Annotated in this window: 8 protein-coding genes; 4 read left to right on the top strand and 4 right to left on the bottom strand. The window is 63.1% G+C overall.

Annotated features, from left to right (window positions below; genetic code table 11):
* Together AC1DT3_RS06165 and AC1DT3_RS06170 are read left to right on the top strand one after the other, a co-directional pair.
* Positions 1-2,390, top strand: a 2,390-nt coding sequence (locus tag AC1DT3_RS06165; protein WP_477464370.1) for a Calx-beta domain-containing protein, incomplete at its 5' end; no start/stop codon positions are given.
* Between the two features lie 166 nt (positions 2,391-2,556).
* Positions 2,557-3,735, top strand: coding sequence for a calcium-binding protein (locus AC1DT3_RS06170; protein ID WP_477464371.1), 1,179 nt, complete (start codon positions 2,557-2,559; stop codon positions 3,733-3,735).
* Positions 3,736-3,888: 153 nt separating this feature from the next.
* On the opposite strand, the gene AC1DT3_RS06175 is transcribed toward AC1DT3_RS06170, so the two are convergent.
* Complete coding sequence (locus AC1DT3_RS06175; protein ID WP_477464372.1) at positions 3,889-4,920, bottom strand: aspartate-semialdehyde dehydrogenase; 1,032 nt, start codon at positions 4,918-4,920, stop codon at positions 3,889-3,891.
* A 283-nt stretch (positions 4,921-5,203) separates the two neighbouring features.
* Complete coding sequence (locus AC1DT3_RS06180; RefSeq protein ID WP_477464373.1) at positions 5,204-5,683, bottom strand: N-acetyltransferase family protein; 480 nt, start codon at positions 5,681-5,683, stop codon at positions 5,204-5,206.
* 113 nt (positions 5,684-5,796) lie between these two features.
* Between AC1DT3_RS06180 and AC1DT3_RS06185 the strand changes: the two genes are divergently transcribed.
* On the top strand, positions 5,797-6,597 hold the full coding sequence (locus AC1DT3_RS06185; protein WP_477464374.1) for a hypothetical protein: 801 nt from the start codon (positions 5,797-5,799) through the stop codon (positions 6,595-6,597).
* Here the strand turns inward: AC1DT3_RS06185 and AC1DT3_RS06190 are convergent.
* Positions 6,584-7,699, bottom strand: a complete 1,116-nt coding sequence (locus AC1DT3_RS06190) for a sulfite oxidase (RefSeq protein WP_477464375.1) — start codon at positions 7,697-7,699, stop codon at positions 6,584-6,586. The two genes, AC1DT3_RS06185 and AC1DT3_RS06190, sit on opposite strands and share 14 nt — an antisense overlap.
* A gap of 125 nt (positions 7,700-7,824) precedes the next feature.
* On the opposite strand from AC1DT3_RS06190, the gene AC1DT3_RS06195 reads away from it, so the two are divergent.
* Complete coding sequence (locus AC1DT3_RS06195; protein ID WP_477464376.1) at positions 7,825-8,169, top strand: hypothetical protein; 345 nt, start codon at positions 7,825-7,827, stop codon at positions 8,167-8,169.
* Between the two features lie 61 nt (positions 8,170-8,230).
* On the opposite strand, the gene leuB is transcribed toward AC1DT3_RS06195, so the two are convergent.
* The coding region (gene leuB, locus AC1DT3_RS06200) for a 3-isopropylmalate dehydrogenase (RefSeq protein ID WP_477464377.1) at positions 8,231-9,223 on the bottom strand (993 nt) is incomplete at its 5' end.

The raw sequence follows: 9,223 nt of genomic DNA on the forward strand, positions 1-9,223 counted from the left end.
CCCTCGACCGGGACGGAACGGACCTCCTGCGCGGCATCGAATGGCTGAATTTCGCCGACGGGGCGATCTCGGTGCCCGGCCAGGCGCCAGGCGCACCGGTTGTCGAGGGTACGCCGGACGCCGTTGACGAGAACGCGCCCGCCCACACGGCGATTGCCACGATGCGCTCGCCGAACGTCGCCAGCGGCGACGTCACCTATTCCTTCGTGACCAATCCGGGTGGAAAATTCCACATCGACGCGACGACCGGCGCAATCACGCTGATCGGCGCCGTCGACTACGAAGCGACGCTCGCTGAGGATCCCGTTCTGCAGACCGAGTTTGGAGGAACGGCGCTCGAGCGGCGCTTCTACGAACTCGTGGTACGGGCGGAAGAGGTCGCGACTCATTGGACGACCGCGCCGACGACGCTGAGAGTCTACGTCAACAACGTCAATGAGCGGCCGACGGGACTTGCATTCGACGACGGCACGACAGCGGCGATGATCGACGAAGACGCGCAGGACGGCACGCTCATCGGCGCGCTGAACGCGAGCGACCCGGATGGCGACGATGGGCTCGTCTACTCCTTCGACACCAGCGGCGCGGGCGGATCGAGCGGCGGTGGCAGCGCCGGCGGACGCTTCAAGATCGAGAACGGCGCCCTCAAGGTCGCGGCGCTCAGCGATATCACGCAGACCGAGACTTACACGGTCACGATCAAGGTCTCGGACAAGAACGGTGGCCCGGGTTCGACCTCGGCCTATAAGGACTTCCTCGTCACGGTGAACCCGGTGGCGGACGTGCCGCGCCTGTCCATCGGCGGGACCGTCGCCGATACGCAGAAGAGCGAGGGCGACATCGGCGAGGTGACGACGCTCACCTTCACCGTCACGCGGGCAAATCCGGCCGGCGAAACCGACGTCGATTGGACGATCGAGACCGGCAACGGCATCACCGCCGGCGATTTCATGAGCCTAATGCACGGTACCGTTCATTTCGAGGGCACGGAAACGACGCAGACCGTCAGCGTCCAGATCAAGGGCGACAGCGAGATCGAGGACGACGAGACCTTCAGGATTGCGCTCTCGAACGCCACCAACGGTGCGACCATCAGCACGAGCAATGGCAGCACGACGGGACGAATCCTCAACGACGACGAGGCCACCGCCCTGCCGGTCGTATCCATCGCCGGAGAGACGGGCCTCGTTTCGCATAACGAGGGCAATGCGGGCACGGTCGCCTATACGTTCAAGCTGCACCGCAGCACCACCGTCGGCGTGTCCACCGTGACCTGGGCGCTCGGGCTCGGCACCACGACGAGCGCGGCCGAGCCATCGGATTTTGCGACCGCGATCGCCGGCGAAGCGACGTTCGACGACCGCAAGGACGAGGCCTTGGTCACCGTCATGGTCAGCGGCGACGCCGACATCGAACAGGACGAGACCTTCTTCCTCACCATCAGCCAGAAGGTCGGCGGCAACGCAGCGATCGATCAGAACGCGCGCCTCGCGACGGGGCGGATCGTCAACGACGACCATGCGGTCGTGACGCAGAACCACGACCCGTCGGCGATCGTTCTTTCCGGCCCCGGCGCGGCGAAGGAATACGAAGCCGCGGGTTTCGTTCTGGGAACGCTCGAAGCCACGGATCCGGACGGCGACGCTTTGTCCTACACGCTCGTCGACGATGCGGCGGGACGCTTCACTCTGAGCGGCAACGGCATCCTTCTCGCCGACGGATACCGACTCGATTTCGAACAGCGCAAGGCCCATGACGTCACCGTGCGGGTTTCCGACGGGCATGGCGGCGTGGTCACGCAGGTGTTCAGCCTCGGCGTCGTCGACGTCAATCCGGAAGTCACTGCAGGCACGCCTGGTAACGACGTCTTCTTCGGCGGCGCATTGCCCGACAGGTTGTCCGGCGGCCTCGGCAATGATCGGCTCTTCGGCGGTTTGGGGGCCGACCTCATCAAGGGAGAGGCCGGCAACGACATCGTCGGTGGCGGCGGCGGCAAGGACAAGCTCTACGGCGGCAAAGGAAAGCTCAGCAAGGACGCCTTCCTGTTCGACACCAAACTCAGCAACAAGTCGGTCGCCAAGAAGGCGCTCGACAAGATTTACGACTTCGAAGTGAAGTACGATTCGATCTATTTCGACGATGCGGCCTTTTCCGTCAAAGCGTTCAAGGCGATCGGAAAAGGAAAATCCATCGACAATCCCGGCAAGATGAAAGCCGCATTCTTCACCATCGGCACTTCGGCCAAGGATTCCAACGACTATCTGATCTACGACGACCACGCGGGCAAGCTCTACTACGACGTCGATGGAAACGGCGCGAAGGCCCAGATGGAGATCGCCATCGTCGGCAGGAACTTGAAGATGACGATCAAGGACCTCTTCATCGTGTGAGGTGACACCGGCTGGCACCGACGCGCCGACCAACATCCGCGCGTTTTCGCCAGTGTCGCCAAAGCATTCGAGGGCTTCGAATAACTAAGTTATGAAACGATAAAGCATTTCATTTTATGGGTTTTTCGTTCCCGATTGGGCAAGAGAATAAGGCAAGTGAACAACAATGACGCTCTACAAATTCGGCTCCGAGATCGTAACCAACGTCGAGAATGACAATCACCAGCAGGGGACAAATCTCGCTGCCCTGCCCGATGGCGGCTGGGTCGCGGTCTGGGCCTACAACACGGGCCCCGAATTGGGCGGCGAGAATTTCGACATCCGCCAGCAGGTCTACGACCGATTCGGCACGCCGCAGCTGAGCCCGACATCGGCGCATTTCACGGTCGCGAGTACCGACACGCCGGATCCGGTTTCGCCCATCGTCACCGTACTGGCGGACGGCGGATGGGTCGTGAGCTGGACCGCGATTCATGACGGCGAGCCTTTGCGGTTCCTGCATCAGCAGCGTTACCTTCCGAACCAGGCGCCGACCGGCGTCACGCTCGATGGCGACGCCGCTGCGGAGGGTATTTCCGCCGGCGCGGCCATCGGATCGCTTAGCGGTCTCGACCCGAATATCGGACAAGGCGACGCTGTGACTTTCGCACTTGCCGACGATGCCGGCGGTCGCTTCACGCTCGCGGGCAATACGCTCTTCGTCGGCAACGCGCTCCTTCTCGACCGCGAACAGGCCGCAAGTCATCAAGTCGGAGTGCGCATCACAGACAAAGACGGCGTCAGCACCATTCGCTCCGTGACGGTGCAGGTCGGCGATGTGACACGCGAGAACCTGACAGGGGGTGCCGGGGGAGATCATTTCGTCGGCGGTGGCGATGTGGACATATTTCGCGGCGTCGGCGGCAACGACACGCTCACCGGCGGCGGCGGCAATGACACGATCGATGGCGGCATCGGCGACGATCGCTTGGCGGGCGGTCTCGGCAAGGACGTTCTGACGGGCGGTCCGGGCAAGGACATCTTCGTCTTCAACACCAAACCGAACAAGAAAACCAACGGCGACAAGCTCCTCGACTTCAAACCGCCGCACGATTCGCTCTGGCTCGACAACGCCATCTTCACCAAGCTCGGAAAGAGCGGCTCWCCCGATGCGCCTTCGAGACTCAACAAGGCATTCTTCAAGGTGGGAGAGAAGGCGACGGACGGCAACGATCATGTGATCTACGTCAAGCGAAGCGGCGCTCTTCTCTATGACGTCGACGGCGACGGTGCGAAGGCCGCATTGCTGATCGCTACGTTCAAGAAGAAGCCGGCGATAACGGACAAGGATTTCTATATCGTGTGAGGGGGCCGCCACGTCGAACGCAGCGTCGTCGCCTCGACTTGATGCGGCAGTGCGGAATGCGCACTCGTCATGACGCATTGGCCGGGACGAGCCCGGCCATAGCGTCAAATGCGTTGCGCCATTGCGCTGGCGCTCCGGCGGTTCGCTTCGCCTTTAAGCGGCGCGCTTCTTCGACGGCAACAGGCCGCGGTTGACCAGCGCTTCGGCGATTTGCACCGCGTTGAGGGCTGCACCTTTGCGCAGGTTGTCGGAAACGCACCAGAACGAGAGACCATTCTCGACCGTGATGTCTTCACGGATGCGCGAAATATAGGTGGCATCCTCGCCCGCCGCTTCGTGCGGGGTGATGTAGCCACCGGGCTCGTGCTTGTCGATGACCAACACTCCTGGCGCCGAGCGCAGAATGGTGCGTGCTTCGTCGGCCGAGATCGGCTTCTCGAATTCGACGTTGACCGCTTCGGAATGCGAGATGAAGACCGGTACGCGCACGCAAGTTGCCGTGAGCTTGATCTTGGGATCCAGAATCTTCTTGGTCTCCACCATCATTTTCCATTCCTCCTTCGTGAAACCGTCTTCCATGAAGACGTCGATATGAGGAATGACGTTGAAGGCGATGCGCTTGGGAAACTTCTTCTCGACCACGTCCTGCATCGAATAGAGCGCCTTGGTCTGGCGATCGAGCTCTTCCATGCCGTCCTTGCCGGCACCGGAAACCGATTGATAGGTCGCCACCACCACGCGCTTGATCGTGGCGTGATCATGCAGCGGCTTCAACGCGACGACGAGCTGTGCCGTCGAGCAATTCGGATTGGCGATGATGCCCTTCTTCATGCCGCGGACGGCATCGGCGTTCACTTCCGGAACCACCAACGGAACATCCGAATCGTAGCGCCAGGCCGAGGAGTTATCGATCACGATCGCGCCCTGGGCGGCGATCTTCGGAGACCATTCCTTGGAAATCTCGCCGCCTGCCGACATCAGGCAGAGGTCGACATCGGAGAAGTCGTAGTTTTCGAGGGTTTTCGCCGTAACCGTCTTGTCGCCGAAGGAAATTTCGGTGCCCTGGCTGCGCCGAGACGCAAGCGCCACGATCTCATCCACCGGGAAGGCCCGCTCGGCGAGAATGCCAAGCATTTCGCGGCCCACATTGCCTGTCGCGCCGACGACGGCGACCTTGTAACCCATCTGACTTCTCCTGTTCGCGCTCTCCCCGGACAATTTGAACCCGTTTCGGGTGTCGCCTCTCGCCCCGACGGGAGAGAGGACCGGGGACGACGAGGCTAGGCGGTCGTTTTCACGACCGTCGTGACGGTTTTCGATTTGCTCGTCGTGTGCGTGAGCATCGTCATTGCCATCGTCCAAAATCTCAGGCCCGACGCTGCGGACCCGGCCGCCCAGCAACACACCAAAGCGCTTGCCGCGTCAAGACTTCTCTTCAAATCCGCAGCGTTCGAATCAGGCTGCCAGCTCAGCCTTCGCCGAGCACATCGGACTTCAGATCGAACCGGTAGAACACCTTGTCCATCCGCGCGCCGCCGAGCCGCTCGTAGAATGCTTGGGCGCGGGCGTTCGATCCGTCGGTGGTGAGATCGATGCGGCCGATCCCCTGCTCGCGGGCCAGCGCCGCGAGCCAGTTCAACATGGTTTCGCCGATCCCGGCGCCCCGTGCGCGCTCGTCGACGAAAAGCTCCTTCACGAAGAACAGGCCCGACAATCGCGAGCCGGGCCGGATGATGGCGAAACATGCGAGACCGACCGGCTCGCCGTCGAGAAAGGCGAGAGCGTAACGCGTGCCCTCCTGCGTCTTCATCGAGGCCTCCACCATGGCGAGCGTGCGCTCGATCGGGGCCACATCCGGGCCGACATAGTGAATCTCTCCGGCGCGGACGAGGCCGGCGACAGCAGGTGCGTCGGACAGTTCGGCGAGGCGGATATGGAGGCTTGTCATGGGTGCAGCAGGCCCGAGCGGTAACGTTTGATTCACGGTGCTTACCAGAACTTTTCGATCGACCGCCAGTGCTACGCTAGAACAGGTCCTCGAAAGAGGAGTGCTCAACCGGCATGCCGAGGGTCTTGGCCGATCTGGACGACGATATGTTCGACGACGGAGTCGACGAATCCGACGCGCGCCCGCTCGCTCGCCGTCGCCGGGAATGGCCCTGGCTGCGTATGCTTCTTCTGTCCGGCGCGATCGTGGCCGGCCTGGTCCATCTGGCGCAGAACGAAGAGCCGAAGCGCGTGGAGGACATTCAGGGCCCGCGCGAGATCCCGGCGGCGAACCTCATCGCACCGGCCCCGGCCTGGGTCGTCATCGACAAGGCCGCGAGCCTTTTTGCCGTCGAGAAGAATCCATCGCCGCACCTTTTCGAGGCGCGCCGCCATCGATCCGGTGGCCGCGCCGACGTGATCGCGTTCGGAGCACCGGGAGATCCCGGTTACGCGCGGCTTGTGCTCGGCGCCACCGGCGTCGACGGGCGCAGGAGCCTCTATCTCGATCTCGTCAAGGCGGCGGCAGAAGCCGGGCTTTCCGTCGTGCGCAGCGCGCAGAGCGAAAACCTGCAGACGAAGTTCGGAACGATGGAGACCGCCTCGATCATCCTCGCCGACCGGGCTGAGCAGACTTGCCAGGCCTTCCGCTTCGATGATCCCAGCTTCGGTATTCTGGGATGGCGTTGCACCGCGGGGACGGCATCCACGGATGATGCTCAGCTTGCCTGTTTCATCGAGCGCATCACCCTCGTCGATGGCGATGCGGCCTTGAAGTCGCTGTTCGCGCAAACTGAGCGACGCCGCACCGGAGCCTGCGGATCACCGGCTCGAACGGCGGCCATGGGCAGCGCAAAGCCGATCAGCCGACCTTAACGGCCACCTTGTGCATCGCATTGCAGCCGTAGCCTTGCGGATTCCAGTTCTCACCGGAAAGCGGCTGAACGCGTCCGCTTGAATCGGTCGCGCGCGCCCAGATTTCGAAGCTCCCGTCCGACGACACCGGCAGCGTCGCCGTGAAGCGCGCCCAATCGTACCGATTGCGCAGGGGCGCGAGATTTGCGGCATTCCAAGTGGCGCCTCGATCGAGCGAGAGATCGACCCGAGCGACGACGTCGTCGCCGGCCCATGCCGCGCCGCGAATGGTGAGACTGCGCGTGCCGGCCGGATATGCGGCGCTGTCGGCGGGGAACGAAACGATGCTGCGGACAGGCATCGATTCGAGGATTCGGAACGGCACGCCTGCGCCATCCGAACCCGGCGCGATCGGGGTCACCGGGATACGGTAGGAGGTCCCGGTCATGCCCGGTCCGTCATGCTCCCGGTCGCGGAGCCAGATCCGCGTCAGCCACTTTTGGCTGAGCGACCCGGGCCAGCCGGGTACGATCAGTCGCAATGGACCGCCGTGAAGGTATGGCAGCGGTTCGCCGTTCATGGCGAACGCAAGAAGCGTATGCGACTCCAACGCCTTCGCGATGGGGACGCCGCGCGAAATCGAGGGAAGCGACGGGTCGCCTGAGACATGCGGATCGGCGCCGTAGAAGGCCGTGTAGCGAGCCGTGGCCTTCAGGCCGCTTTCCCGCAATACGTCGGCCAACGCGACCCCGGTCCATTCGGCGCATCCGACGCCGCCATGCGTCCAGGGATTGCCCGCTGGCCGCGGCTCGAAGAAGGCGCGGCCGTTACCGCCGCATTCCAGGACCATCCGCAACGTCTTGACCGGAAATCGCGCCTGCAGCTCGGCGAGCGAGACCTCGATCGGCGCGTCGACTTCGCCATCGATCGCGAAGCGCCAGCTGTCCCTTTCGAGCGTCGCAGCCGGCATCAACCCATTGTTGCGAATGAAGAATTTTCCGATGGGTGTGGTTTCGTCATCGAGAAGTTCCTCCGGCGTCTCGATGACGATGGGCATATCGCCCAAAGGCGTCAGACGCGGGTCCTTGCCAAGCTTCTCGACGAGCGTGCGCGATTGATCCATTCTCATCCTTTCGTGAGGAAGCCGGGCAAAGCGGAACCTTTCCATGAAAGGCGCCTTGTCCTCAGTCTACAACGATCGCGCGGATCTTCGGCAAGACCCGCAGGATCCCTCGTCTGGAGGTTGCCATGCGTCGTCTCTTGCTCGGTCGTCTCTTGCTCGTCGGCGTGACGTCCCTCATCGCCGCGGCCGCCCTGATCCCCACCGCAAATGCACAGAGCCAGAATGGGCGACCGCTCGTTCTGCGGGTTCAGCCCCGAAGTTTTCTCGATCCCGGAACCGCCGCGCCAGTGGGCTCGATGAATCGCTACGTTACGAGCGGGCAGACATCGACGATGATCATGCCGCCCTGGAACAATCCTGAGCGTCTCGTGGGTGGTAGCGTCCTGCCCGATCCGATCGGCGGACCGTTCGTCGGCGCGCGCAACCCGTTCCCGCCGATTCCGATCGAGACGACGGGCTCCATTCGCTGAATTCAGAGCATCGCCGTGACGAGTTCGGGCCTCGTCGGCCCGAACTCCGCGGCTTGATGGCTCAAGCGAGCGCGTCGAGTTCCTTGACGATCGCATCGCCCACGTCGGTCGTGCCGACTGCGTTCTTGCCGGGCGCGGCGATGTCCTTGGTGCGGGTGCCCGAGGCCAAGACGTTGGTGATCGCCTTGTCCAGCAGATCGGCTTCCTCGACGAGACCGAAGGAATAGCGCAGCGCCATCCCGAACGAGCCGATCATGGCGATCGGGTTGGCCAGTCCCTTGCCGGCGATGTCCGGCGCCGAACCGTGGACGGGCTCGTAGAGCGCCTTGCGGCTGCCAGTCGCCGCATCGACCGCTCCGAGCGACGCGGACGGCAACATGCCGAGCGACCCAGTGAGCATCGCGGCGATGTCCGAGAGAATGTCGCCGAACAGATTGTCGGTCACGATCACATCGTATTGCTTTGGGTTGCGCACGAGCTGCATCGCCGCGTTGTCGGCGAGCACGTGCTCCAACGCGACATCGGCGAACTCGGCTTTGTGGATGCGCGAAACCACCTGGCGCCACAAGACGCCGGTCTTCATCACGTTGCTCTTCTCGGCCGACGAGACCTTGTTGCGACGCTTCTTCGCGAGGTCGAACGCAACGCGCGTGATGCGTTCGATTTCGCCTGTCGTGTAAAGCTGCGTATCGACGGCGCGCTGCGATCCGTCTTCGAGCGTCACGAGTTCTTTCGGCTCGCCGAAATAGACGCCGCCGGTGAGTTCGCGCACGATCAGGATGTCGAGACCTTCGACCACTTCGCGCTTCAAAGTCGATGCATCGGCGAGCGCGGGATAGCAGATGGCCGGACGCAGATTTGCGAACAGGCCGAGGTCCTTACGCAGACGCAACAGACCTGCCTCGGGGCGAACGGCGTAAGGAACGCTGTCCCATTTCGGTCCGCCGACGGCGCCGAACAAGACCGCGTCGGCCGACTGCGCGCGTTTCATCGCGTCTTCCGAAATCGCCTTGCCGTGCGCATCATAGGCCGCGCCGCCGACGAGGTCCGTCTC

Source organism: Microvirga sp. P4_G7, from assembly GCF_056401005.1.